Raw genomic sequence first — 24,357 nt, forward strand, 5'->3', positions numbered from 1 at the left:
TCGTAGATTAAACGTTAAAGAAGAAATAACCACTAACTCAATTTAACATGCTTAGTTTTTGTAAATTAAATGCTCTAAATTAAGGTCAACATGAGACCTTAGTAAACCTGACGTAAAAAGTGCATCGATGGTACTTCAATTAGATCGACATACATAAACGCTATCAGAAATTAAGTATCATAAATTGAACGGTACTCTAACCGTCAATTGAAAGTCAGGAGTATCTTCAGTTAGCCCAGCCTGCGCACTGATATTGATAGACGATCTTTGGCTAAACGCATAATTTATTCCAAAAGTAAGTGCATCTAGTTGAAGCAATTTTGCATCATCTGCTGAGCTTCCATTCACCTTGCTTTTCAAGATAGTTTTATGACTCAGTCCTAATGAGAAGGAAAGATCAGGGTTTACAGCAAATCCCATCCCTCCCGAAAGAGAAATAGTGTCTCCTAGTTCAACATCAGCTTTTGTGTCACCAACCTTAACAGTATCCTCTAAGTTGTAGATGTAACTGATGCTAGCAAACAAAACTGCAGGATCAACAGGATGAATAAGAGACAAATTTGGTTCAAAGCTCCAAAAACCAGAGCCAGTAGGTACATCACTAAATGAGTTGCTACCATCTTCAATGGACACATCATAAGGTGAGCGGCCTGTGTCTGACTTTATTCTCAAACCACCAACCCAGTATGGTGCAGATTCAAAGTTAAACTGGTGTCTCAAAGCAAACTCTAAATCCCCTAGACCGCCACCATCTACCGTAGTATTGACCACATTGCTATTAGATCCATCTTGAATAGGTCTTGTAGAAACTTGATCATTACGATAAACGTATGGTACTCGAATCTCTAATTCTGTAGCATTTGTTAAACCATAACGCGCGGTTAATCCAACTGTTACCGTGGTTCTATCCGAATCACTAACCTCGATGCGACCAACGATCAACGTTGGCAACACCGTATACCCAACAACAGAAACTTTATTTGAAGAGTTCTGCGTATAACTTAGAGACGAATCAAACGACCACTTCCCTTTGGGAGTTAAGACCCCTGGACGCTCAATAACATCACCAACTGTTTGTGCTCTCTGAGGTATATCATCGCCCTCGGCACAGTACGCTTGACCAACTAAAAATAAGCTACAAAGATAACTCCCTAACAAACTCTTCCTTAACATCACATTTTCCTTTTTCTAATGATCTAATCCAAGCAAACTTGGGCTGCACCTTAAAGAGAAGCCTCTTACTTTTCATAGTAGAGCCAATAATGAGAACACTTCCAACAAGTATCCGAATCGTGATTCAACATTAAACTACTCATTTATAAATGATTAGAATAGATTCTCAGATTTCGCAATAATGTTTTTAAAATAAATCGCTTATCTTTGACATCAACTAGAGATGAAGAAAAAATCGTCAATTGCAAATCGCTATGATCTCCACAGAATTCATCAAAATGCGTTCCCGTGTCGTAATTCAACATGCTAAAGTTAACAATGCATTAACAATTATAAATACAACGAGAAGACATGGAGTCACCAAACATGAATCAGCCGAAAATAAATAGCACTGCTGGTTGCGCTCTCCCACCACCAAATGAAATGATTCTTAAATGGGCAGCGGAGCGCCCGAATGAGGTCTACCTAAAACAAATCATTAACCGACAGTTTGTCGAGTTTACTTACGCAGAAGTCGCCGATCAGGCTCTCAAGCTCGTCAGCGCACTACGTGGGCTGGGTATTCAGCCTGGCGATAAAGTCGCACTAGTATCGAAAAACTGCGCAGAGTGGTTTATCTGCGATTTGGCCATGATGCTAGGGGATTACGTAAGCGTACCTATTTTCCCTACCGCAGGGGCCGACACGATTGAATACTGTGTAACTCACAGTGAAAGTAAGGCGCTGATCGGGGGGAAGCTTGATGACCCAGCAGCAACTCAGCAAGTCATTGATGCCATGCCAGAGCTTATCAGCATCGCGCTGCCGTATGATTCAGCACCACAATGCCAATACCAGTTCAACGCATTGATTGCGGATGCCGTGCCAAGTGAAGAGCGTCCACAACACTACGATGATAAGTTGATGTCATTGGTGTATACCTCCGGCACATCAGGTTTGCCAAAAGGCGCAATGCTGACTTACGGAGCGTTTAGTTGGTCGGTACAACAGCTGATCAACCACATCGGTATTCAAGCTAACGACCGACTCTTTTCCTACCTACCATTGGCACATATTACTGAACGCGTTTATATTTTTGGTTCATCCATCATGGGTGGCGTGCCAACGGCTTTCCCAGAGTCGCTCGATACTTTTATCGAAGACGTGAAAATGCACCGCCCAACCTTGTTCATTTCTGTACCGAGATTATGGACTCTGTTCCAGCAACGCATTCAAGACAAACTTCCACAGAAAAAATTGAATTTCTTACTAAAAATACCGTTCGTAAATTCGCTGATTAAGAAAAAGCTCGCCGAAGGGCTGGGGTTAGATCAAGCGCGAGTTTTGGGTTGTGGTTCTGCTCCGGTATCACCCGCACTATTAGATTGGTACCACAGCGTTGGCCTAAACATCACCGAAGCATGGGGGATGACGGAATCCTTCGCTTACAGCACCATAAACTACCCATTTAGGGCAGATAAAATTGGTACCGTGGGTAACGCAGGCCCCGGCATTGAGTTAAAAATTGCCGATGACAGCGAAATCATGGTGCGCGGTAAAGGATTGTTCTCTGGCTACTACAAGAATGACATCGCAACTCAAGAATCTTTTGATTCAGACGGTTGGCTGCACACCGGCGACATTGGCGCAATTGACAAAGATGGCTACCTCACCATTCAAGGTCGCAAAAAAGACACGTTCAAAACCGCCAAGGGCAAATTTGTCTCTCCAGTACCGATTGAGAAAAAACTCTTCGAGTACAGCCGTGTAGAAATGATGTGCCTGATTGGCTTAGGTTTACCTGGCCCTATTCTTCTCGTGGTGCCGCATGATTTTCCTCATTTCGACAAGGAGCGTTATGCTCGTACGACAAGAAAAGTCATTGCGCGCATGAATCAAGAATTGGCCTCTCATGAGCAGATCAAAGGCGTATTGATGATCAAAGAGCCATGGAGTATTGAAAATGGTGTGTTGACACCAACACTTAAAATCAAACGTCATGTATTGGAACAAAAATACCACGAGCTTGGCCACAACTGGCCGAAAGATGAATTAGTCTTGTGGGAAGAAGACTTGTAACCAAGCAAAGCACTCCTCAAAGCCATTGGGGAGTGCTCTTTATTCTTGCTTCAAACTACTCTCTCCAAAATGGTTTGCTGACTTCATTACGAATCTCATTCGCTTCTAATCCGATGTCATCCCACAAATGTTCAGGTAAGTCCTTCAAGTGTCGGCGCGTCCGATAGTTCCTTCGCCAAACAACCAGTTTAGAATAAATTAACTGTAACCAAGTCTGACGACTGACTGGGATCACTTGTTCACAAGTTTGCGTCACGTTTTCCATGTTGCGGCTTCCTATTACAATATTGACCAGTTAATAATCGGAGACTACGCTGATATCCTCAAACGATAGAATCTGCCATTGAGTTAAGGAAAACTAATGTGAAAGATCGGATGCCACCATTACAGGGCTTGTACTATTTTTTCATCGCAGCAAAGGAAGGCAGTTTTAAAACCGCAGCCAAGAATCTATTTGTTACCCCCGCAGCCATCAGCCAACAAATTCGTCAGCTTGAGGAGTTTTTAGGGACGGACTTGTTTGTTCGTCAACACAGAAAAATTGTGCTGACGCCAGAAGGGGAACTGCTATTTACTCAGGCAGAAAGAGGGTTTGCCCATTTGCAGCAAGGCGTACGCCTTGTCAACCAGGATCCAAACCCGAACCATCTTTCAATATCAACACTGCCCTCCTTTGCCCACCATTGGTTGGTGCCTAAAATCACCGCCTTTCGTCAACGTCATCCTGATATTGCCCTATTACTAGAGCCCACAAATGATCTCGTCTCTTTTCAAGATAGTCAGATAGATTTGTGCGTTCGCTACGGATTAGGAAAATACCCAAATTTAGAATCGCAGTGGCTGATGGACGAAGCCTTTTACCCAGCATGTCATCCGATGTATCAGAAGGAACATGGCATCTATAGCATCGAAGATTTAAGCAAAGCAGAGCTCATCGAAGACGTTTGGCCCGATCTCGACTGGAACATGTGGCTAGCAAGACTTGGGCACTCAGCGGCAAAGCCCGCTTTAAAATACAGTGGCTCGCACTTAGTGTTGGAAGCTGCGTTATCCCTACAAGGTGTAGCGCTCGTCAAACACAGCTTGGCGTATCAATATTTTCGGACGGGTAAACTGGTTCGTATTGGCGACATCGCGATAAAACCTAGATTTGCGTACTACCTATGTGCACCCAAGGGTTACTTGAAGCGACCAAAAGCACAACTATTTGCCCAGTGGTTAAAAGAAGAGATAGACACATTTGAAAAGTCAGTGACACAAGATTTTGAAATTATCGAGCTCGATAAATAAGCAGTCTTACTTCAAAAGGAGTTTTGCTAAACAGCAAGAGAACGACCAAGTTCGGTGATGACTCTTCAAACAACTTTCGGCCATAGATATAAAAAGCCCCGCACGAGGCGGGGCTTTAAAATCATAGAGTTAACTTAAGAATTACTTCTTAGCGTTACGCTCTTTAACGTCAGCAATTACTTGCTCAGCAACGTTGTTTGGACATGGTGAGTAGTGTGAGAACTCCATAGAGAACTGACCACGACCAGATGTCATTGTACGTAGAGTACCGATGTAACCAAACATTTCTGATAGAGGTACATCACCCTTGATACGTACGCCAGTAGTACCAGCTTGTTGGTCTTTAATCATACCACGACGACGGTTAAGGTCACCGATTACGTCACCAACGTGATCTTCTGGAGTGAACACGTCAACTTTCATGATTGGCTCAAGAAGTTGCGCGCCAGCTTTAGGCATAGACTGACGGAATGCGCCTTTAGCAGCGATTTCGTAAGCGATAGCTGAAGAGTCAACTGCGTGGAAACCACCGTCGTATAGTTCAACTTCTACGTCTAGAGTAGGGAAGCCAGCTAGAACACCAGTTTCCATCATGCCAGCGAAGCCTTTCTCAACTGCAGGCCAGAATTCTTTAGGTACGTTACCACCAACAACTGTTGATTTGAACGTGAAGCCTGAACCAACTTCACCTGGTTTGATACGGTAGTCGATTTTCGCGAACTGACCAGAACCACCAGACTGTTTCTTGTGAGTGTAGCTGTCTTCGATTGCTTGAGTGATAGTTTCACGGTAAGCAACCTGAGGAGCACCTACTTCTAGCTCAACGCCGTAAGTACGTTTTAGGATATCAACTTTGATATCTAGGTGAAGTTCACCCATACCTTTTAGGATAGTTTCGCCAGACTCTTCGTCAGTCTCAACTTGGAATGATGGATCTTCTGCAACCATCTTACCAATAGCGATACCCATCTTCTCAGAACCGCCTTTATCTTTAGGCTTAACAGCGATAGAGATTACTGGTTCAGGGAAGATCATTGGTTCTAGAGTACATTCGTGTTTAGGATCACATAGAGTGTGACCAGTTTGAACGTTCTTCATACCAACTACAGCGATGATGTCACCAGCTTGTGCTGAATCGATCTCGTTACGCTCGTCTGCGTGCATCTCAACCATACGGCCGATACGCTCTGTTTTACCAGTTGCAGAGTTAAGAACTGTGTCGCCTTTCTTCATCTTACCAGAGTAGATACGGATGAAGGTTAGAGCACCGAAACGGTCGTCCATGATTTTGAACGCAAGCGCTTTTAGTGGCTCGTCTGCAGATACAGTTGCAACTTCACCAGTCGCTTCACCTGTGTCAGGATCAGTTAGAGGCTGTGGATCAACTTCTGTTGGCGATGGTAGGTAATCTACTACCGCGTCAAGAATAAGTTGCATACCTTTGTTCTTGTACGCTGAACCACAGTAAGTTGGGAAGAATGCTAGGTCACGTGTACCTTTACGGATACAACGTTTGATGTCTTCTACAGATGGCTCTTCGCCTTCTTCTAGGTAAGCCATCATTAGATCTTCGTCTTGCTCTAGAGCAGTTTCGATTAGCATTTCACGGTATTCAGCTGCTTTGTCTACCATGTCTGCTGGGATTTCTTGAACTTCGTAGTTCTCTGGCTGGCCAGACTCGTCCCATACGTAAGCTTGTTGGCTTAGTACGTCTACAACACCTACAAAATCTTCTTCGATACCGATAGGTAGAGTCATTACTAGAGGAGTTGCACCTAGAACGTTTTGTACTTGGTCTACAACTTTGTAGAAGTCTGCGCCCATACGGTCTAGTTTGTTAACGAAGATCAGACGAGATACGTGTGATTCGTCAGCGTAACGCCAGTTAGTTTCTGACTGAGGCTCAACACCACCAGAACCACAGAATACACCGATACCACCGTCAAGTACTTTTAGAGAACGGTAAACTTCGATAGTGAAGTCAACGTGTCCAGGAGTATCGATGATGTTTAGACGGTGATCGTTCCAGAAACAAGTTGTTGCTGCAGACTGGATAGTGATACCACGTTCAGCTTCCTGCTCCATGAAGTCAGTAGTAGTTGAACCGTCGTGAGTGTCACCGATCTTATGGATCTTACCAGTTAGCTTTAGGATACGCTCTGTAGAGGTAGTTTTACCCGCGTCTACGTGAGCAAAAATACCAATGTTTCTGTATTTTGATAAATCAGTCATTGTCTTACTCTGTTAATAAGGTATAAAGTGCGCGCAGAGTATATCACATTCTGTCAATACTGATACCCTTGCGTGCAGATGGAAGAAAAAAAATTTTAACGTGAATTTTCCGTCCTCAAAGGATAGTCAAACATAGCGATTTATGTACTTTATTCGTTCTATATTCAGGACGGAATGAACAGTTTGTGAGCCCACAAATACCATTCTTTTTCAGCATTACAGCTCGTCAAAAGCCTCAATAGCCTCTGACAACTTCTTAACGCCGTGGATTTGCATCCCCGGAATGCCACCTTTTGGCATATTAGCAGCCGGGACAATTGCCTTTTTGAAGCCGTGCTTAAATGCCTCGTTCAAACGCTCTTGGCCACTAGGTACCGGACGAATCTCGCCAGCCAAACCAACTTCGCCAAATACCACTACATCTTTTGGCAACGGACGATCGCGAAAGCTTGATAGTAACGCCATCACTAAAGCAAGATCCGCACTGGTTTCTGTTACCTTAACGCCACCGACCACATTCACAAACACGTCTTGATCGGCCATTTGCAGACCACCGTGCTTATGCAGTACGGCTAATAATAAGGAGAGACGATTCTGCTCCAAACCAACCGCTACGCGACGAGGGTTTGCCAATTGCGAGTAGTCCACCAGCGCTTGAATCTCTACTAATAGAGGACGTGTACCTTCCCACACAACCATGACCGAAGATCCTGACGTCTCTTCTTCGCCACGAGAAAGGAAAATCGCCGATGGGTTACTTACTTCTTTCAGTCCCTGCCCCGTCATCGCAAACACGCCTAATTCATTTACCGCACCAAAACGGTTTTTGTGGCTGCGCAGTGTACGGAAACGACTATCTGTTCCGCCATCAAGCAAGACAGAACAGTCAATAATGTGCTCAAGGACTTTAGGGCCGGCAAGAGTACCATCTTTCGTTACGTGGCCAACAATAAATACCGCAACATTGTTCTGTTTTGCGTATCGCGTCAGTGCCGTCGCAGATTCTCGCACCTGAGCAACACTGCCCGGTGACGATTGAACATCAGAAACGTGCATAACCTGAATCGAGTCAATCACCATAATTCTGGGCTGCTCTTTCTCTGCAATTTGGCAAATTTTATCGACGTTGGTTTCTGATAGCATCTTCAGGTGCTCTTTTGGCAGACCAAGACGAGACGCGCGCATCGCAACCTGTTGAAGCGATTCCTCACCCGTAACGTAAAGTGTCGGCATCAGCCCTGATAACGTACACATAGTTTGAAGAAGCAACGTCGACTTACCCGCTCCAGGATTACCACCTATCAGAATCGCCGCACCAGGTACAACACCACCACCAAGCACACGATCGAGCTCTTTAAAACCACTAGTGAATCGCGGCACTTCTTGCAGATCGATTTCAGATAAGGCTTGGACTTTCGATTCTGTCGCCGAACCAGCATAACCGCTTAAGCGTTCATTGCGAGCAACGGTTGGCGAAGCAGCAATGCGCACCTCTGTGATCGTATTCCATGCACCACACGCATTACATTGTCCCTGCCAACGTGGAAAATCCGCGCCACAATCATTACAAACATACGCTCGTTTTGCTTTCGCCATGATGCCTCGATTTTTTCTACAAATGTGACCAAGCACAGCCAAGTCAGATCTAATATGAAATGAACTATTGATATACTTAAGTTTTACTTTACTTAGTCGATACAAATTAAAGTAACGACATACTCTAACAGAAATAATGCAGCAATCTGAAATTCTCTCGCTCGCTGAAAGACTCATTCCCGTTTATGGTTCTGAAGATTTTGATTTTGTCCTTGGTCAATTGACCGAGGAAGAGCCGCCGTCGGCCAAAATCTTAGTGAAGATGGAACTGAACCGTCTTATGGCACCATGTAAGAAGAGCATTGATTTACGTGGTCGCGTCAAAGGCGAATGTCGTGAATATGTTTTAGATGGCATTTCGCATTGGTTGGACGATGTCGCTTTTAATGCTTATCACAAGAACATTAAAAAGTTTGGCACCTACACCGAAGGCATGTGGGAAGCATTGGTCAACACGCGCAATAACTTTCGTGTGATGAGCAAGCTCGCCACACAGGAAAAGTCTCATTCATTAACCGATCCTAAAAGCCCCTTTCTCGCAGAACCGGTTCACCTCGGTTACGACTTAAAACGCCAAGAAAAGCGGTTGAAGGTTCAGTCTCAGGTAGAAATTCGCCGCACCAAAGGGCAAATCCTTCATGGATTAAGCATCGATTTGTCGAGCTCTGGGGCAAAATTTAAAGTCCCGAGCGCATTTAAATACAACCTTGGTGAAATCATTCAAGTTTCGTTTACCGAGTTTGCAGGCAAGTCGCAAGTTGCAGGCATCGAAAAGCCACTGTCGTATCGAGTATTGGCCGTAGACGATTGCTATGAAAATGATGCAGTGCGCTATCTACGAACCATTCGTCTAACGGAAACCAATGTCGTTGCGCGCGTCATCGACGAAGCATTAAACAGTGCCGCCAAACGCGCTCGTCATGACAACCAAGATAAAATCATTCGTGCACGCACACGCGGTTATGAGCACATTGCACTCAAACACACGAGCAACTTACCACTGTTTTTTGATGGTAACGAACTCAAGCTAGCAATGCTGACACCAAACAACCAAAAATTGTGGCAGTACTGGCACGATGAGAGAAATCAACAAGTGTTTGGCTCCTTGTTTAACGAGCAACGCGTCGCTTCTTTGATCAAACAAGGCGTGAAAGGCACCAGTAACGTTTTGTACTCATTTACTCATGAACATGAAAACAAAACGTACTTCTACTCGATGCTTAGACCCGAAGCGACTCGCGAACAACGCCAGCTGTTTTGGCATTTAGGGGCTAAGCGAGAAAGTTGGCGTGCGTTTCGAATTTCTATTTTTGAGTTATCTGAGCAAGAGAAAGAAGATCTCGCACTATTCTCTCCAGAGTTAGCCGAAACCTCTCAGTCACTGACTCATATCGGAATTTTGCAAGAAATCGCTGACGAAAAGTCGGGGCAAGATTACCTATTAACAGAAAAGCCACGTTTGCCAGCCAACACGTTAAATGCCTTTCGTCATCCTCGAAAAATCACTGGCAACCCTAAAGGTATCTATTTCGATGCTCAATCGCGCCGTAAAGAACCACGCTATCGATTCAAAACGCCGCTTGAACTCAGTTCGGGTGAGTTAAAAGCAGCAGGTTCAACCGTTGATATTTCTAAGCGAGGCTTGGGGATTCGTTTAGATGAGCCAACGATGTTACGCTCGGGACAAGAAGTGCAAGTTAACTTTCGTGAGTTACAACTTTACGATAAAAAGCTGCCTCTCATGGCCGTTCCATATCGCGTTATTCGAGTCAGCCCTGACGGTTGCTGCGTACAATTGGTTATTGATGAAAACAGCAAAACGATCCGTGTGATCGCTTTCTTCAACAGCATCATTGAACACAACCAAGATAAGCTGATCCCACAAAAAGAGATGTTACCAAGCAACGCATTACTGGAAAGACTGCACAGCGTTTTGCTATCAAGGACGTTAAGCACACCTATCTTTATCAGCAAAAGCACAGCATCGGCACTAAAAACTCCGGTGGTTGGGATGAACCTGCCGTTACCAAAACACATTGAGTTGTTTGCACGCTTAGGTCACGACCAAAAATTCTCTTTAGAGCCAATTTTTAAAGGCCGCTCTAGCACGCTGATCGCAGAACCAATTAAGCGTGTCGACGGAGCACAAGCAAAACACCAAGACATCTACATTAGTGCGGCGAAAATCGGCAATAAGATCACGGCTATCGAATCCAAACTGCACCAAGAATTTAATAGCGTGAAAGAGCGAATTCAATTCATCAAAAAAGCGCGCATGATGGGCGATTTCTATGTATTTCGAATGTCCACGGCACCCATTTTTGATCCTATGACGTCGCTGCTACGACAGGACTTGAGTGACCTTACTCAGTTTGGCGTTCATCAAGCCAGTAAACTAGAAAAGGAGCTGACGGCTTTGGTTGGCTACAGCGAGTTTGAAGACATAACCGAAGAAGTCGTCGTGCGACTTGAACTAACGGAATAAAAAAACACCGCCAAGATAGGCGGTGTTTTTCTTTCTGATTCTATTAAGGCTTCGCTTTCCAACTGATTTTTTGCTGCTTCACGAGTGCGCCAGACAAAATACAGAGCACCCCACCTAACCCAGCAAAACGCACCGAGGTTTGTGCCTGTGCCTCTACTTTAGGTTTCGCGTGGTAGGCAATACCAAGGCCTGCGGCGGACATCATCACTAAGTCGTTGGCACCATCACCAACGGCAACGGTATTATGCTGTTCAATTTCGTATTCATCCGCCAGTTCAACCAAAATATCGGACTTGGTTTGCGCAGATACCACGTCACCAATCACTTGCCCAGTTAACTTTCCGTCAATGATCTCAAGCTGATTTGAACGAGCGAAGTCCAGACCGACTTTCTCTTTGATGTAATCAGAGAAATAAGTGAACCCACCAGATGCAATGGCGGTTTTCCAACCGAGCGCTTTAAAGGTCGCAATCAACGCTTCAAAGTCTGGCATGAATGGAAGCTCAGAACGCACTTGTTCTAAAATTGCTTCATCTGCGCCTTTTAGTTTACCAACCCTTTGACGCAAGCTTTGTTCAAAGTCCAACTCACCTTGCATCGCACGTTCAGTCACTTCGGCGACTTCTTCCCCTACTCCAGCCAGTTTGGCAATTTCATCAATACATTCAATTTGAATCGCTGTGGAATCCATATCGAACACCACTAAGCCAGGCGCAGAGAGATCCGGCACTTCATTCAGAGAAGCATAATCAATGTTGAGGCTTTTTAAGATGGTTTCGTGTTGAGATGTTAATTCGCCCGCCATCAATGCTACTTCATACTGACCGACTTTCCATGTTTCTAACACCGGGTTATAGAAACCAGTAAAGAAGTCGATATCTTCAAAGTGGCGAGGGGAAAGATATTCAGCAAAAACGACCCAATTCGCTTTCGCTTTATCTAACTGGGTAGCAAATCGAGTTTCGGGCAGTCGGTTTAAAAGTGTCGTATGTTTTCTGATAGGCAAGCTTTTTGACGCGTCCATGTATATAATCCCTTATGACTTTGCTAAAACGTTACCTCAACAAACTAAAAAGGCAAGTCTTTGTTTTGTTTTAAATGGATGAGTAAAGAGCATGAGTGAATCCTTGTTCTCAGTAAGGAATGCCCTGCGAATTCTGGCACTAATCCTACTGTGCGTGATGTTATTCATCACCATAAAAAACAGTGTTGTGATCAGTAAGGGCAACGAGAAGATTCAAGCGCAGCAGCTTGAAACACTCACCAAGGTTTTGATCTCGCAGGCATCTTTGTCTGCCAGCGAAATGATATTAACCAAAGACCAAGAGCGATTGCTCAAACTGACCAACCAGCTCGCGCAAGACCGTTTGGTATTTGATGCCACGATTTATGACTCACAAGGTGTGCGATTGGCATCGAGTGACGAGGCGCTGTCTGTCCGTGAAGTCCTAGGATTAGATACCCCACTGGCCACCGCATCTATTGGTCGCCAGCAATTGGTCGAGCCAGTCCTAGCTGATGGTGCTGTGATTGGTTTTGTACGTGTGACGTTTGAGACAGGCCGAGTGACGGCGATTTCTGATCACCATTATCGTAAGAGTGATCGTTACATGTACATGATGGTCTTGATGAGTTTTGTGTGTGGCATGTTGTTTATTATGATTTTACGTAGACAGCCGATCCGCCGTAAAAAAGCCGAAAACTTGCTGCTGACCAAGTAATTCCAACAGCCAACTTCAAATAAAAAAACAGCCCGCTTTGAGCGGGCTGTTTTTTTAGTTCTTGAAAGCGAAGACGAATCTTTGTCGCTTATTCTGCGTCGCCTAGCAATACTGAATCTAACGCGATTAGCATCATGTCGTTAAATGTTGTTTGACGCTCGTCTGATGTGGTTTGCTCGCCAGTTTTGATATGGTCAGAAACCGTACAGATTGTCAGAGCTTTTGCGCCGTACTCTGCTGCTACGCCGTAAATACCCGCCGCTTCCATTTCAACACCAACAATGCCGTACTTGTCCATTACGTCGAACATTTCTGGATCTGGCGTGTAGAAAAGCTCCGCTGAGAATAGGTTGCCGACTTTCACATCAATACCACGTGCTTTTGCTGCATCTTCTGCTGCACGAACCATTTTGTAGTCTGCGATAGCCGCAAAGTCATGGCCTTTAAAGCGAATGCGGTTTACTTTTGAATCCGTACACGCGCCCATGCCGATCACAACATCACGTACTTTGATGTCTTCATTCACCGCACCACAGCTACCGACACGGATGATTTTCTTCACACCGAAGTCTTTGATTAGCTCAGTCGCGTAAATCGAACATGATGGGATACCCATACCGTGGCCCATCACAGAGATTTTACGGCCTTTGTAAGTGCCTGTGTAACCGAACATATTGCGCACATCACACACTTGAACAACATCTTCAAGGAAGGTTTCTGCGATGTATTTTGCACGTAGCGGGTCACCTGGCATCAGTACTACGTCTGCGAATGCACCCATTTCAGCATTGATATGTGGAGTTGCCATTTTTCTTTTCCTTAACCTTTCTCTAGCGCTCCGCGCTTAAGGCGATGTAAGCCAGAGTATTCTCATTTCCGACAAGCAGTACTTGCATACTGCAAACATAAAACTAGGAGCACTCAGCTCCTAGTTTTTAATATCCTAATTATAGGAAATTCTTACCGTAATCCATTGGAGAAGTACCGAAGTAGCTCGCCAATGTTTGGCCGATATCTGCGAACGTTTCGCGGCGGCCAAGAGAGCCAGCTGGCACTTTTTGACCGTAAACCAATACTGGAATGTGCTCACGAGTATGGTCAGTACCTGGCCATGTTGGGTCACAACCGTGGTCAGCCGTTAGGATTAGCACGTCATCTTCACCCATCAGTTCGAGCACTTCGTTGATGCGACCATCAAAGTACTCAAGCGCCGCAGCGTAACCCGCTACATCACGGCGGTGGCCGTAAGCGGAGTCGAAATCAACAAAGTTAGTGAATACGATGGTGTTATCACCCGCTTCTTTGATTTGCTCTAGCGTTGCTTCGAACAATGCAGGAATACCTGTCGCTTTCACTTTCTTGGTGATACCGCAGTTTGCGTAGATGTCTGCAATCTTACCGATAGAAACCACATTGCCTTGTTTTTCTTCGACTAACTTTTGTAGAACCGTTGCTGATGGTGGCTCTACAGATAGGTCACGGCGGTTACCCGTACGCTCAAATTGACCTTTACCAGGACCGATGAATGGACGCGCAATTACACGGCCGATGTTGTAATCTTCTAGTTCTTCACGAGCAATTTGGCAAAGCTCTAGTAGACGATCTAGACCGAATGTCTCTTCGTGACATGCGATTTGGAATACAGAGTCCGCAGAGGTGTAGAAGATTGGCTGGCCAGTCTTCATGTGTTCTTCACCAAGGTCATCAAGAACTTGAGTACCAGATGCGTGGCAGTTACCTAGGAAGCCATCTAGACCTGCACGCTCAAGAATGCGGTCAGTCAGCTCTTTAGGGAAGCTGTTTGCTTTATCTGTGAAGTAGCCCCAGTCAAACAGAACTGGTACGCCAGCAATTTCCCAGTGACCAGACGGAGTGTCTTTACCAGAAGAAAGCTCAGCAGCGTGGCCGTAAGCACCGATGATTTCTGCTTCAGCGTCTAGGCCAGGAGCAAAGCGACCTGTTGATTCTTTGTGTGCCATCGCCAAACCAAGCTTAGATAGGTTTGGAAGGCGAAGTGCGCCTTGACGTTTGTCGTTATCTGCTAAGCCTTTTTCACACTGGTCAGCAATATGACCTAGAGTGTCTGAACCTACATCACCAAATTCTTTTGCATCAGCAGTTGCACCGATACCGAATGAGTCTAGTACTAAAATAAATGCTCTTTTCATTGCTCTTTCCTTAGGCCCACTCGGCGAATTATTATGGTTGAGTAGGCCTTATGTAATTACTTAATCTTTTAGATGTCTTCTGCACGAATTTGACGGTAAACCTCAGGAGTTGGCGTGTATTCACCACCCACTTTGATTGCACTGCGTAGTGCTTTTGCCGCTTCTTCCCACTGCTCTTCACTGCGAGCGTGGATAACTGCTAGAGGTTTATCGCTATCAGCAACTTCACCCAATCGGATGAAGTTATCAAAACCTACCGCGTAGTCGATTTCATCAGTTGCAACACGGCGACCGCCACCCATAGAAACCACAGCCATGCCGATAGCACGCGTGTCCATTGCAGAGACAATACCTGTTTCTGTCGCATAAACTGGCTTGATGATTTCTGCTTTTTCTAGGTAGTTATCGTAGTTTTCGACGAAGTCAGCTGGGCCGCCAAGACCCGCAACCATTTTGCCGAAGCAAGCTGCTGCTTTACCGTTGTCTAGCACTTCCATCAGTTTCGCGCGTGCGTCGTCAGTGTTCTCAGCCAGTTTGCCAAGCACGAGCATTTCAGCACATGATGCCATCGTCACTTCAAGTAGACGCGGGTTGCGGTATTCACCTGTTAGGAAACGAACCGCTTCACGAACTTCCACCGCGTTACCCGCAGAAGAAGCCAGTACTTGGTTCATGTCCGTAAGGATTGCGGTAGTCTTCGTGCCTGCACCATTTGCTACAGCAACGATAGATTTTGCTAGCTCTTCAGACGCTTCGTAAGTTGGCATAAATGCGCCAGAACCGACTTTTACGTCCATCACTAGAGATTCTAGACCCGCTGCCAATTTCTTAGACAGGATCGATGCCGTGATCAGAGAGATGTTGTCTACGGTAGCCGTGATATCACGAGTCGCGTACACGCGCTTATCTGCCGGAGCAAGATCACCCGTTTGACCGATGATCGCCACACCCGCATCTTTGGTTACTTGACCAAAAACTTCGTTCGTTGGAGTGATGTTGTAGCCAGGAATCGCTTCAAGTTTATCTAGCGTGCCGCCTGTGTGGCCAAGGCCACGACCAGAGATCATAGGTACGAAACCGCCACATGCTGCCACCATAGGGCCAAGCATCAGAGAAGTTACGTCACCCACACCACCGGTTGAGTGTTTGTCGACAATTGGACCACCGAAGTTCATGTGGCTCCAGTCGATAACCATGCCTGAGTCACGCATTGCACACGTTAGGGCGATGCGCTCATCCATGGTCATTTCATTAAAGAAAATCGTCATAGCAAACGCCGCAATCTGACCTTCAGATACCGTGTTGTTCGCTACGCCTTGAATAAAGAAGTTGATTTCGTCGGCTGTTAGGACTTCGCCGTCACGTTTTTTACGAATGATTTCTTGTGGTAAATACATTAGTGCCTCCCAAGCTCTTTTGAGCCATGGTTGTAGTAGGATAGAAGAGGTTTGGTAGCACCCTTTTAGGTGCTACCGTTCAGACGTATTATTGGAATTAGTACGCTGTTGGATCAGCGACGTCGTCCGATACTTCTAATGTATTTAGTAGGTTGGTTAGCAGGCTAGACGCACCAAAACGGTAGTGACGAGCATCAACCCAGTTGTCACCTAGGATTTCGTCAGCCATTGCTAGGTATGCCGCTGCGTCTTCAGCAGTGCGCACACCACCTGCTGGTTTGAAACCAACAGTTTCTGCAACACCCATGTCGCGAATAACTTCAAGCATCATGCGAGCGTATTCTGGTGTTGCGTTTACTGGCACTTTACCAGTTGAAGTTTTAATGAAGTCAGCACCGGCTTCAATACAGATTTGAGATGCTTTCTTGATTAGTGCTTCTTCTTTTAGTTCACCAGTTTCGATGATCACTTTAAGAAGAATGTCACCACAAGCTTCTTTACATTGCTTAACTAGTTCGAAGCCTACTTTCTCATCACCCGCCATTAGCGCGCGGTATGGGAAAACTACGTCAACTTCGTCTGCACCGTAAGCAACAGCCGCTTTTGTTTCAGCAACAGCGATGTCGATATCGTCGTTACCGTGTGGGAAGTTCGTTACTGTTGCAATGCGAACTTCTGGCGTACCTTGCTCACGAAGTGTCTTCTTAGCAATAGGAATAAAGCGAGGGTAAATACAGATTGCAGCTGTGTTGCCTACTGCTGTTTTCGCGTCATGACATAGTGAGATCACTTTTGCATCAGTGTCATCATCATTCAGCGTAGTTAGGTCCATAAGTTTTAGTGCACGTAGCGCTGCTGCTTTTAAATCGCTCATTTCTATCTCCGATCAATATTCAAAAAATTCACTACTCAGCCTCACATCACTTCTCTAACTATAATCAACAAGTCGAGATAGTGTGAGAAATTGGCTAAACAGTCTATTTATGAACGGACTTGGTTCCCTGAAGACTCGGCATATACAGCGAAAAATTCATATGCCAATTGCTATCCTTGTCACCGCACAGTACCAGTTTGGCCTATGGCACAACAATCTATGATTGCGGTGTCTTTAATATCACATCACACAGCGAAACGCCTATTAGATCTGATATTGCAGGGCAATTCATTTGCCCATCGAGTATGTAATATTCACTCTATGATTAAGTGGTTATCGTAACCATGATCTCGTGATTACTACATTATAGATATTCACCGCAAAACTGTAGCACCAAATAGAGCGCAAACGGTTTGTATCTCAAAATTTCCAAGCCGCTATTCCATTGGCTGCGTAAACCAATGCCTTGGGTTTACTCAGCGTAAAAATTTTGGTCCTGAAAAACGAAAAATGCCCCGCAGCAATCTCTTGCTACAGGGCATGGTTTAAAACGGCGTCTATATATTAAGAACCGATTCTAATTAAAATGCTGCAAGGCTTAGACAGAAGCCTGCAATTGTCGCTGCCATAAGGTTAGACAACGTACCTGCAAGAACTGCTTTGATACCCATGCGAGCGATATCTGAACGACGGTTTGGTGCAAGGCTACCTAGACCACCAAGTAGGATCGCGATAGAAGAAAGGTTCGCGAAGCCACATAGTGCGAATGAGATGATAGCTGTTGTCTTCTCAGACATTACTTCACCAGTTGCTGCTACTACTTGAGCGCTGTCACCTAGGTAAGGTGTGAAGTTCAAGTAAGCAACGAATTCGTTGATAACTAGTTTCTGACCGATGAATGAACCAGCAACAACTGCTTCGTTCCATGGAACACCGATTAGGAATGCTAGTGGAGAGAATGCGTAACCTAGGATTAGTTCTAGAGTTAGCTCAGGCATGCCGAACCAACCACCGATGCCACCTAGCATACCGTTAACTAGAGCAATCAGACCAACGAATGCGATTAGCATTGCACCTACGTTTAGCGCAAGTTGTAGACCAGAAGCCGCACCGCCCGCTGCTGCGTCGATTACGTTAGCTGGTTTGTCGTCGCCACCGTCCATTGCTTCTTCGATATCTTCGTGAGGCTGATCAGTCTCTGGGTGAAGAATCTTAGCGAACAGTAGACCACCTGGTGCCGCCATGAATGATGCTGCTACTAGGTACTCTAGAGGAACACCCATAGATGCGTAACCTGCTAGTACACCACCAGCTACAGAAGCTAGACCACCACACATTACCGCGAATAGCTCAGATTGAGTCATTTTTGGAACGAATGGACGAACTACTAGAGGTGCTTCAGTTTGACCTACGAAGATGTTAGCTGCTGCTGACATTGATTCCGCACGAGAAGTACCAAGCGCTTTTTGAAGTGCACCACCAAGAATCTTGATAACCCACTGCATTACGCCAACGTAGTAAAGAACTGAAATCAGTGCTGAGAAGAAGATCAGTGTAGGAAGAACACGGAAAGCGAAGATGAAACCGCCGCCGCCGAATACTTCGAACATCTTGTCAGAAACAAGACCACCGAATAGGAACGATGAACCATTGTTACCGTAGTTGATAACGTTAGAAACACCAGTAGAGAAACCGTTCAGTAGATCACGGCCCCAAGGTACATAAAGTACGAATGCACCTAATGCGAATTGGATAGCGAATGCGCCACCCACAGTTCTTAGATTGATAGCTTTACGGTTATTAGAAAATGCAAATGCAATAGCAAGAAGCACTACCATACCGACTAGGCTCATAAACAGGCTCATAGTTTATGACTTCCTTATAAGTTATTTATTGGCGTGTTACAAAATGGAGCTATAAAGCGGGGGCAATTATACTCACGCAGAATCAATTAAAGTAATGCCACCCTCACACTTTCTTATAAGATTCATCATTGATTCACCCACCTTTGTGAGTTATCTCACAATAAGCAGGGAAACGTTTTCTATTTCAGACTACATCTTTAGATTTTATTCACAGATAGAGAAAGCAAAATTGCTATTTTCCCACAGCTGAGTGGCAATCGATTGCTTTCGCACACTATGCAACTCTGCGAGCTCATTGAATACATGAATGAGTTTGGCAGGGTGATTCGGCTCCCCTTGATAACCAAGTATAGGCATATCTGGAGCATCCGTTTCTATAACCAGATTTTCGAGTGGTAATCTTTGAATCGCGTCGCGAGTTTTATGGGCTCTCGGATAGGTAATGGTTCCACCAACACCGATGAAAAAACCTAATCTGACCCACTCCATCCCCTGCTGATAACTACCAGCAAACGCGTGCAAAACGCCACCACGAGGTAACTTCGCCGCTTTGACCATTTGAATGAGTCGATTGTGTGCTTTCCGGCTGTGCAAAATGACAGGAAGATTGAAACGCCTTGCCAGCTCAAATTGAGTTTCAAGCGCCCTTTCTTGTAGCTCAGGATCTACGTTAACTGCAAAGTCTAGTCCGCACTCTCCGATTGCCACACACTGTGGCGATTTTTGGTTGAGATAACGTTCTAGCTCTGCAAGGTGCAGCTCAACATTATCCTCTAGAAAATACGGATGAAAACCGAGCGCGTAATACAAGTTGGTGTGTTTCTCTGCCAACGTTTGAATACGAGCCCAATTTTGCGGGCCGACGGAAGGAATCAGAATTCTTGCGACGCCTTGCGTTTGAGCAAGCTCAAGTTGATGCACAAAGTCATCTTGAAACACATCAAAATCAAAGTGGCAGTGCGTATCAAAGAACTTCATCTTGAGACTTTTTATCGACGCCAGCAGACGGAGAGTCAGAAAAAGACAGAGCTTCGCCCTTCTCTTCGTTTTGATGGGCAGGATCTTTTCGATATGGGACACAGCTGCGTTTTTGATCGGGCGTTAATCCCATTTGTTTGCACCAATCGTCGTAACGCTTTAACCCACGTTTGAACCAGTTCATTTTTCTTCCTTATATAAAAACGCCCTTGACTAAGTCTATAGCCAAGGGCGATTTAAAATCTAGTTGCTTTAACGCGGCGGTTGATTAGTGCTCGCGAGTCGCACGGAATTCAACGTCTGGGAAGCGTTCTTTTGCAAGGTTCAAGTTAACCATAGTTGGGGCAATGTACGTTAGGTTGTCACCACCATCCAATGCTAAGTTCGCTTGGTTCTTACGCTGGAACTCATCCAGTTTCTTCGCATCGCCACACTCAACCCAACGAGCAGTCGCTACGTTAACGCCTTCGTAGATTGCTTCAACGTTGTATTCTGACTTCAAGCGAGCCACAACCACGTCAAACTGAAGCACACCTACCGCACCAACGATCAGATCGTTGTTTTGCAGTGGACGGAATACCTGTACCGCACCTTCTTCAGAAAGCTGAACCAAGCCTTTTAGTAGCTGCTTCTGCTTCAATGGATCTTTCAAACGAATACGACGGAACAATTCAGGCGCAAAGTTTGGAATACCAGAGAACTTCAGTGACTCGCCTTGCGTGAAAGTATCACCAATTTGAATAGTGCCGTGGTTATGCAGACCAATGATGTCACCCGCGTAAGCGTGTTCTGCTCGTGAACGGTCACCCGCCATAAAGGTTACCGCATCAGAGATACTTACTTGCTTGCCTAGACGAACGTGGTTCATCTTCATGCCTTGAGTGTAAGTACCCGATACGATACGCATGAATGCGATACGGTCACGGTGTTTAGGGTCCATGTTTGCTTGGATCTTGAATACGAAGCCAGAGAACTTGTCTTCTGTCGCTTCAACATCACGCTCAACCGCTTGACGTGTTTTCGGCGCTGGCGCCCATTCAGTCAGACCGTCTAGCATATGGTCAACACCAAAGTTACCTAGGGCAGTACCGAAATAAACTGGTGTCAGTTCACCCGTTAGGAACAGTTCTTTATCAAACTCAGGACATGCACCCATTACAAGCTCAAGCTCTTCACGAACGCTTGCCGCTAGGCTTTCACCAACTTTTTCATCAAGTTCTGGGTTATCCAAACCTTTGATGATGCGAACTTCTTGAATTTCATGACCGTGGCCAGATTCATAAAGGATCGTTTCGTCACGGTGAATGTGGTAAACACCTTTAAATTCTTTACCACAGCCAATTGGCCAAGTGATCGGTGCACACATCATACCCAGTTCGTTTTCTACTTCATCCAATACTTCCATTGGATCACGAACGTCACGGTCAAGTTTGTTCATGAAAGTTACGATTGGCGTATCACGTAGACGTGTTACTTCCATTAGCTTACGAGTACGATCCTCGACACCTTTCGCCGCATCGATAACCATCAAACACGAGTCAACTGCCGTCAGAGTACGGTAAGTATCTTCGGAGAAGTCTTCGTGTCCTGGAGTATCAAGCAGGTTTACTAGGCAATCGTTGTACGGGAACTGCATCACAGAAGTGGTTACCGAGATACCACGTTCCTTTTCCATTTCCATCCAGTCAGATTTTGCGTGCTGTGCATTACCACGACCTTTTACAGTACCTGCTTTTTGGATCGCGTTTCCGAATAAAAGGACTTTTTCGGTAATGGTTGTTTTACCCGCATCCGGGTGAGAAATAATAGCGAACGTTCTACGTTTAGAAACTTCGCTTAGAAAAGGTGTATTTGACATGAAACTGGTCTTCTTTGATGTCTGAATGCCTGCTGAAAAGCAAACACGCTTTTTGTAGATTCAATTTTGCGCGGTATTCTCGCCTATTATTGCTTTAGGGGCAACTTCCCGAGTAGTGCGTCTAGTTAAAGAAGAGATAACTCATGATGATCGCGTCTTCTTTTCCATTGCCTGTTTTAGCTGGATAATAATCATAACGACGATCCACTTCGTTAAAACCAGCTTGCTCATAAATATGAATCGCAGGATGGTTACTTTCTCTTACTTCTAGCCACGCGCTGTCTGCTTTGGCTTGCTCACAGTGATTCAGAAAGGCATCCAATAACTTTTGACCGTAGCCTTTTCCTTGTAGCGCAGGGGCAACCGCAATATTGAGTAACGTCACTTCACCCACAATATTTTGTGCATAAAAGTAGCCAACTACCGAGCCGTCTTCGACCATCACGTGATGGCACGCACCGCGACTCGACAAATCGCGCACTAACGACTCTGCCCATGGGTGAGAATGCGCTTGCTGTTCAATTTGCCAAACTTGCTCCACATGCTCACTGCACATTGGGAGAATTTCAATCGTCATGATTTAACCTATTAGGTCGAAATACCGCGCCACAATAGAGCTTGGTATTCGATCTTTTACAAACGTTACGAGTAAGAACAAATTTGCTGCCAAAGTGCGCGTTTTTGTTCATTGTTGCCATCAATGTCTTGCAATAACGGCGAGGTTAGCTGCTTAGCATTTTCCATGCTGTTACTTTCACAGCCTGCAAACCATACCCACTCCAACTGATGTTCACCAAGCATTGCAAGGCGCTCAGGCTCGATATGCATGGCTTGTTCAAGCGTTAACTTCATACTTTTAAGTATCTTCTCGAACAGTATCGCTGTCTCATTCGTAGGACAGATAGGTGAGACCAGCAGAAGTTTGCAAGAACTTGGCAAATCTATAGTTGGCGGTTGATAGCCTGCCAACCTTTCTGGATGAATCAACTCCCACGAGGTGATTCCCATTTCGTGTAAATACTGTTTCTCGTTAATTGACATTTTTCGTCACCTGTTTGAACGAGGCAATCCTATCAAAAAGTCAGAGGTGTTATGAAGCTTTTCCAATCACTCTTTACTGTGATGATGGTAGCGACCATCAGTTTTTCCACATTTGCGAGCAGCAATAATGATGACTGGGAGCTGATCGCAACCAAGACCGTCAACTTCCAAACGGAGACAGACACCGTTACGCCAAATAGTCTTCTCAAAAACCGTAACTTCAGTAAAATCAAAATAAAGTGCATTCAAGGCACAGTCGATTTAAAAGACATCAAAGTCACCATGACCGACGGCAGCGAGAAAAAACTCACATCAATGGGCACGCTCACCAACGGAATGTCAACGCGAGCTTGGACACTACCAGGAGCGGAGGACGCGAAACTTAAGCACCTTGAAATGAAATACAGCAGTTGGGGAAATATGAAGCTCGACGTGTTGGGTGTCAGCAAAAAAGCAAAAGTCGAAATCTGGGGCAAAAAAAGAACCAAAAACGCTCAATAAACGTCATGCTTGTCGATTGACTGATGAAAAGCAAACAGCCCGCTATTTCAGCGGGCTGTTTCAGTATTTAAAGCTCTGAGAACTCAGACGCGTAATCAATACGTCCAGAACGTCCTGCACATTGGCCTTCGATGAGTTCAGCTACTCGAAACGCACCTTCAGGCACTTCCCAAGCGCATTCAAAGCCCATCTCTTCACCAGCATTGAAACCTTGTCGTGCATAGTAGTTAGGTTCACCCAACACGACACAGACTGGATAACCGAAATCACGCAGAGATTCGAAACCTTCTTTAATGAGTTCAGCACCAATGCCTTGACGGCGATAGTTCTCATGAACAGCCAATGGTGCAAGCCCTTGCCACGACAAATCTTCACCATTTAATGTAACTGGGCTAAATAAAGCATGGCCAATTACCTCACCTTCATCCGTACACGCCACCAGCGACAAGGTCAGCTTGCCGTTTTCACGTAAACGCATCACCAAGTTGGCTTCTGCATCGGTTGGAAACGCATGTTTCAATAGGCGGTCAATGGTCAGAATGTCCGCAGGGGCTTCAGTTCGAATAAGCATTCGCTACTCCGGGTTGTTGTGCAGGCTCTTGAACCCCTTTTTGGACAAAGTCAGCCAGTTGGTTCAGCGCTACTTGCATTGCTTTTGGTAACTGCTCTAAGTCGACACTGTCCATCAAGTTTTTCACTTCTAAGCCAAGCTCAGTGTCACCTTCAATTGAAAGGCGACGTTGGAAGAACAGCGTATCAGGGTCTTCTTTACGACCAGCAATCAGTACTAGGTCGTTTAGATTACCACTAAAACTCACATCTTCCTGAACTGGTTTTTCAGCGACGACTAATTTTTCATCTTGATAGCTGATGTACCATGCTAAGTTCAAGTCTTTAATCGCAACTTTTAACCACTTGTCTTCAAGGAATTCAAAGTCGCCATCTTCTAACGCTTCTTTGAATACCATTTTCAGCCCTTCAAGCAAGGCTTTTTGTTGAACTGTTTGTGGTAATAACTGGACTGGAGAACGCAAAATGTTGGCTGCGTTCTTTACTAGTTGACTGCGAATCTTGTTTAACACGTTCATTATCCGTTACTTTGTCATTAGGTCGCTCATAT

At 45.2% G+C, this 24,357-nt stretch carries 22 protein-coding genes; 5 read left to right on the plus strand and 17 right to left on the minus strand.

Annotation, left to right across the window (positions count from 1 at the left end):
* Positions 1–177: 177 nt before the first annotated feature.
* Positions 178–1,173, minus strand: coding sequence for a transporter (locus ACF8OV_RS01655; protein ID WP_023624279.1), 996 nt, complete (start codon positions 1,171–1,173; stop codon positions 178–180).
* A 366-nt stretch (positions 1,174–1,539) separates the two neighbouring features.
* Here ACF8OV_RS01655 and ACF8OV_RS01660 point away from each other — a divergent pair, with 366 nt between their 5' ends.
* Positions 1,540–3,231: an AMP-binding protein gene (locus ACF8OV_RS01660; protein ID WP_005456535.1), complete on the plus strand. Its 1,692-nt coding sequence runs from the start codon at positions 1,540–1,542 to the stop codon at positions 3,229–3,231.
* Positions 3,232–3,286: 55 nt separating this feature from the next.
* Here ACF8OV_RS01660 and ACF8OV_RS01665 read toward each other — a convergent pair whose 3' ends face one another.
* Positions 3,287–3,496: a DUF1127 domain-containing protein gene (locus tag ACF8OV_RS01665; protein WP_021449984.1), complete on the minus strand. Its 210-nt coding sequence runs from the start codon at positions 3,494–3,496 to the stop codon at positions 3,287–3,289.
* A 98-nt stretch (positions 3,497–3,594) separates the two neighbouring features.
* On the opposite strand from ACF8OV_RS01665, the gene ACF8OV_RS01670 reads away from it, so the two are divergent.
* Entirely contained in the window at positions 3,595–4,521 is a 927-nt protein-coding gene (locus tag ACF8OV_RS01670) for a LysR substrate-binding domain-containing protein (RefSeq protein ID WP_024699390.1), read from the plus strand.
* 141 nt (positions 4,522–4,662) lie between these two features.
* Here the strand turns inward: ACF8OV_RS01670 and fusA are convergent, their stop codons facing one another.
* On the minus strand, positions 4,663–6,753 hold the full coding sequence (gene fusA / locus ACF8OV_RS01675; protein ID WP_005456593.1) for an elongation factor G: 2,091 nt from the start codon (positions 6,751–6,753) through the stop codon (positions 4,663–4,665).
* A 216-nt stretch (positions 6,754–6,969) separates the two neighbouring features.
* Positions 6,970–8,349, minus strand: coding sequence for a DNA repair protein RadA (radA, locus tag ACF8OV_RS01680; RefSeq protein WP_317676127.1), 1,380 nt, complete (start codon positions 8,347–8,349; stop codon positions 6,970–6,972).
* 136 nt (positions 8,350–8,485) lie between these two features.
* Between radA and ACF8OV_RS01685 the strand changes: the two genes are divergently transcribed.
* The gene (locus ACF8OV_RS01685) at positions 8,486–10,834 is read left to right on the plus strand and encodes a PilZ domain-containing protein (RefSeq protein ID WP_317676126.1); all 2,349 of its coding nucleotides are present in this window, start codon (positions 8,486–8,488) and stop codon (positions 10,832–10,834) included.
* 43 nt (positions 10,835–10,877) lie between these two features.
* Here ACF8OV_RS01685 and serB read toward each other — a convergent pair whose 3' ends face one another.
* Positions 10,878–11,858, minus strand: a complete 981-nt coding sequence (serB, locus tag ACF8OV_RS01690) for a phosphoserine phosphatase (RefSeq protein ID WP_005456072.1) — start codon at positions 11,856–11,858, stop codon at positions 10,878–10,880.
* Between the two features lie 91 nt (positions 11,859–11,949).
* On the opposite strand from serB, the gene ACF8OV_RS01695 reads away from it, so the two are divergent.
* Positions 11,950–12,555 carry a YtjB family periplasmic protein gene (locus ACF8OV_RS01695; RefSeq protein WP_005481596.1) on the plus strand — a complete coding sequence of 202 codons (606 nt, stop codon included), beginning with the start codon at positions 11,950–11,952 and terminating at the stop codon, positions 12,553–12,555.
* A gap of 88 nt (positions 12,556–12,643) precedes the next feature.
* On the opposite strand, the gene deoD is transcribed toward ACF8OV_RS01695, so the two are convergent.
* The 10 genes from deoD to ACF8OV_RS01745 all read right to left on the minus strand — a co-directional run bounded on the left by deoD (position 12,644) and on the right by ACF8OV_RS01745 (position 22,736).
* Positions 12,644–13,363, minus strand: a complete 720-nt coding sequence (gene deoD, locus ACF8OV_RS01700) for a purine-nucleoside phosphorylase (protein ID WP_005456104.1) — start codon at positions 13,361–13,363, stop codon at positions 12,644–12,646.
* 139 nt (positions 13,364–13,502) lie between these two features.
* The gene (locus tag ACF8OV_RS01705; protein WP_025501113.1) at positions 13,503–14,723 is read right to left on the minus strand and encodes a phosphopentomutase; all 1,221 of its coding nucleotides are present in this window, start codon (positions 14,721–14,723) and stop codon (positions 13,503–13,505) included.
* A gap of 68 nt (positions 14,724–14,791) precedes the next feature.
* Complete coding sequence (deoA, locus tag ACF8OV_RS01710) at positions 14,792–16,120, minus strand: thymidine phosphorylase (protein WP_005494080.1); 1,329 nt, start codon at positions 16,118–16,120, stop codon at positions 14,792–14,794.
* A 97-nt stretch (positions 16,121–16,217) separates the two neighbouring features.
* Entirely contained in the window at positions 16,218–16,994 is a 777-nt protein-coding gene (gene deoC, locus ACF8OV_RS01715) for a deoxyribose-phosphate aldolase (RefSeq protein ID WP_005456105.1), read from the minus strand.
* Positions 16,995–17,575: 581 nt separating this feature from the next.
* The gene (locus ACF8OV_RS01720) at positions 17,576–18,859 is read right to left on the minus strand and encodes a NupC/NupG family nucleoside CNT transporter (protein WP_005456066.1); all 1,284 of its coding nucleotides are present in this window, start codon (positions 18,857–18,859) and stop codon (positions 17,576–17,578) included.
* 204 nt (positions 18,860–19,063) lie between these two features.
* Complete coding sequence (locus ACF8OV_RS01725; RefSeq protein WP_060658219.1) at positions 19,064–19,837, minus strand: TatD family hydrolase; 774 nt, start codon at positions 19,835–19,837, stop codon at positions 19,064–19,066.
* Positions 19,824–20,021, minus strand: coding sequence for a DUF5363 family protein (locus ACF8OV_RS01730; protein ID WP_005456108.1), 198 nt, complete (start codon positions 20,019–20,021; stop codon positions 19,824–19,826). Before ACF8OV_RS01730 ends, ACF8OV_RS01725 begins: the two co-directional genes overlap by 14 nt.
* 84 nt (positions 20,022–20,105) lie before the next feature.
* Positions 20,106–21,695: a peptide chain release factor 3 gene (gene prfC / locus ACF8OV_RS01735; protein WP_005456063.1), complete on the minus strand. Its 1,590-nt coding sequence runs from the start codon at positions 21,693–21,695 to the stop codon at positions 20,106–20,108.
* Between the two features lie 121 nt (positions 21,696–21,816).
* The gene (gene rimI / locus ACF8OV_RS01740) at positions 21,817–22,272 is read right to left on the minus strand and encodes a ribosomal protein S18-alanine N-acetyltransferase (protein ID WP_005494078.1); all 456 of its coding nucleotides are present in this window, start codon (positions 22,270–22,272) and stop codon (positions 21,817–21,819) included.
* Between the two features lie 65 nt (positions 22,273–22,337).
* Entirely contained in the window at positions 22,338–22,736 is a 399-nt protein-coding gene (locus tag ACF8OV_RS01745) for a DNA polymerase III subunit psi (RefSeq protein WP_005456107.1), read from the minus strand.
* Between the two features lie 51 nt (positions 22,737–22,787).
* On the opposite strand from ACF8OV_RS01745, the gene ACF8OV_RS01750 reads away from it, so the two are divergent.
* Complete coding sequence (locus ACF8OV_RS01750) at positions 22,788–23,237, plus strand: hypothetical protein (protein ID WP_005456073.1); 450 nt, start codon at positions 22,788–22,790, stop codon at positions 23,235–23,237.
* Between the two features lie 67 nt (positions 23,238–23,304).
* Here ACF8OV_RS01750 and ACF8OV_RS01755 read toward each other — a convergent pair whose 3' ends face one another.
* The gene (locus tag ACF8OV_RS01755) at positions 23,305–23,808 is read right to left on the minus strand and encodes a GNAT family N-acetyltransferase (RefSeq protein ID WP_069532824.1); all 504 of its coding nucleotides are present in this window, start codon (positions 23,806–23,808) and stop codon (positions 23,305–23,307) included.
* Positions 23,792–24,319: an SCP2 domain-containing protein gene (locus ACF8OV_RS01760; RefSeq protein WP_005490392.1), complete on the minus strand. Its 528-nt coding sequence runs from the start codon at positions 24,317–24,319 to the stop codon at positions 23,792–23,794. Before ACF8OV_RS01760 ends, ACF8OV_RS01755 begins: the two co-directional genes overlap by 17 nt.
* Positions 24,320–24,357: the final 38 nt, after the last annotated feature.

Source organism: Vibrio sp. GLN_1, assembly GCF_043106015.1.
GTDB lineage: Bacteria > Pseudomonadota > Gammaproteobacteria > Enterobacterales > Vibrionaceae > Vibrio > Vibrio parahaemolyticus.

What these genes read in the sequence shown, in the direction of transcription:
- ACF8OV_RS01725 (WP_060658219.1), bottom strand. Translation starts at nt 19,837, where the DNA reads ATGAAGTTCTTTGATACGCACTGCCACTTTGATTTTGATGTGTTTCAA.
- prfC (WP_005456063.1), bottom strand. Translation starts at nt 21,695, where the DNA reads ATGTCAAATACACCTTTTCTAAGCGAAGTTTCTAAACGTAGAACGTTC.
- ACF8OV_RS01730 (WP_005456108.1), bottom strand. Translation starts at nt 20,021, where the DNA reads ATGAACTGGTTCAAACGTGGGTTAAAGCGTTACGACGATTGGTGCAAA.
- ACF8OV_RS01685 (WP_317676126.1), top strand. Translation starts at nt 8,486, where the DNA reads ATGCAGCAATCTGAAATTCTCTCGCTCGCTGAAAGACTCATTCCCGTT.
- rimI (WP_005494078.1), bottom strand. Translation starts at nt 22,272, where the DNA reads ATGACGATTGAAATTCTCCCAATGTGCAGTGAGCATGTGGAGCAAGTT.
- fusA (WP_005456593.1), bottom strand. Translation starts at nt 6,753, where the DNA reads ATGACTGATTTATCAAAATACAGAAACATTGGTATTTTTGCTCACGTA.
- radA (WP_317676127.1), bottom strand. Translation starts at nt 8,349, where the DNA reads ATGGCGAAAGCAAAACGAGCGTATGTTTGTAATGATTGTGGCGCGGAT.
- serB (WP_005456072.1), bottom strand. Translation starts at nt 11,858, where the DNA reads ATGGACGCGTCAAAAAGCTTGCCTATCAGAAAACATACGACACTTTTA.
- ACF8OV_RS01720 (WP_005456066.1), bottom strand. Translation starts at nt 18,859, where the DNA reads ATGAGCCTGTTTATGAGCCTAGTCGGTATGGTAGTGCTTCTTGCTATT.
- deoC (WP_005456105.1), bottom strand. Translation starts at nt 16,994, where the DNA reads ATGAGCGATTTAAAAGCAGCAGCGCTACGTGCACTAAAACTTATGGAC.
- deoA (WP_005494080.1), bottom strand. Translation starts at nt 16,120, where the DNA reads ATGTATTTACCACAAGAAATCATTCGTAAAAAACGTGACGGCGAAGTC.
- ACF8OV_RS01660 (WP_005456535.1), top strand. Translation starts at nt 1,540, where the DNA reads ATGAATCAGCCGAAAATAAATAGCACTGCTGGTTGCGCTCTCCCACCA.
- ACF8OV_RS01745 (WP_005456107.1), bottom strand. Translation starts at nt 22,736, where the DNA reads ATGTCAATTAACGAGAAACAGTATTTACACGAAATGGGAATCACCTCG.
- deoD (WP_005456104.1), bottom strand. Translation starts at nt 13,363, where the DNA reads ATGGCAACTCCACATATCAATGCTGAAATGGGTGCATTCGCAGACGTA.
- ACF8OV_RS01755 (WP_069532824.1), bottom strand. Translation starts at nt 23,808, where the DNA reads ATGCTTATTCGAACTGAAGCCCCTGCGGACATTCTGACCATTGACCGC.
- ACF8OV_RS01655 (WP_023624279.1), bottom strand. Translation starts at nt 1,173, where the DNA reads ATGTTAAGGAAGAGTTTGTTAGGGAGTTATCTTTGTAGCTTATTTTTA.
- ACF8OV_RS01750 (WP_005456073.1), top strand. Translation starts at nt 22,788, where the DNA reads ATGAAGCTTTTCCAATCACTCTTTACTGTGATGATGGTAGCGACCATC.
- ACF8OV_RS01665 (WP_021449984.1), bottom strand. Translation starts at nt 3,496, where the DNA reads ATGGAAAACGTGACGCAAACTTGTGAACAAGTGATCCCAGTCAGTCGT.
- ACF8OV_RS01695 (WP_005481596.1), top strand. Translation starts at nt 11,950, where the DNA reads ATGAGTGAATCCTTGTTCTCAGTAAGGAATGCCCTGCGAATTCTGGCA.
- ACF8OV_RS01705 (WP_025501113.1), bottom strand. Translation starts at nt 14,723, where the DNA reads ATGAAAAGAGCATTTATTTTAGTACTAGACTCATTCGGTATCGGTGCA.